General features: G+C 28.2%; 1 protein-coding gene. It reads right to left on the minus strand.

The features are described from left to right. Positions 1-122: 122 nt before the first annotated feature. Positions 123-908: a hypothetical protein gene (locus tag QRD02_RS14290; protein WP_290255639.1), complete on the minus strand. Its 786-nt coding sequence runs from the start codon at positions 906-908 to the stop codon at positions 123-125. Positions 909-932 lie beyond the last annotated feature (24 nt).

Genomic DNA, 932 nt, shown 5'->3' on the forward strand with positions numbered 1-932 from the left:
TAACGTTTATGTATATGAGCTGTGGCGTGTTTTGGCACGAACCTCTCCAAATATAAACTAACTTTGCAAAATCCGTAGATTTTCCAAATGGGCACAGACCAAGCCATAGCTTATATACATTGTTACCTGCTATTTCTTTTATTAATCTTTATTTCACTTATTTTATCTTTATCATAATCAAATTCATAATGTACTGGCATAGCTATTTTTTGAATTTCTCCATTATTTAAAAGTGTTTTGAATACTCCAACTCTAATGAACTCATTCTTCTCCCAATTTCTAATGTAAAATTTTGCATAAACATATTTTGATTTATCTTCGGTACTGTTATCTAAATAGTCGAAATGAATTATTTCTTTAATTTTTCTTTCAATGAGAATTGGAACATTGTAATCGAAGTAAACCGTATAAGTTTCGTAACCACCTCGAGAATCTGATTTAACTGTGATTTCTTCTTTATTAATAAATGGCTTATTGATTATATTATTTATATTTTCTATTAAACAACTGTCAGTTTTGCAATCTTCATTTTTTACTTCTTTAATAATCAAATTTCTATAATTCGGATATTTTTTTGTATTTATAACCAAATCAATTGCATTTCCCGCAACTCCAATTCTTGGGTCGCATAATGGGTCCATTTTTTTGTTATAATTTATAAAAATAGTATCGTTTCTTCTTATTCCGATTACTCTTTCTGTTTCAGGTACGTCTCCACAAGGACTTCCTTTCCAATACCCTATTCGTTTTATTGCATAATTTCCATCAAATTTCCATTCATTAGACGGAATTTTAAACCAGTTATTTTTTGACGATTCGAAATGAAATTCAATTGAGTCATTTTCGATTTGTGAAAAAGAAATAAAAGGAAAGAGTAAAAATGTAAAAATAAAAATGTGGTTTTTCATTCGCTTCGTTTTTTTAAATTGCAG

The sequence above is a fragment of the Aequorivita aurantiaca genome (assembly GCF_030410135.1).
Taxonomy (GTDB): domain Bacteria; phylum Bacteroidota; class Bacteroidia; order Flavobacteriales; family Flavobacteriaceae; genus Aequorivita; species Aequorivita aurantiaca.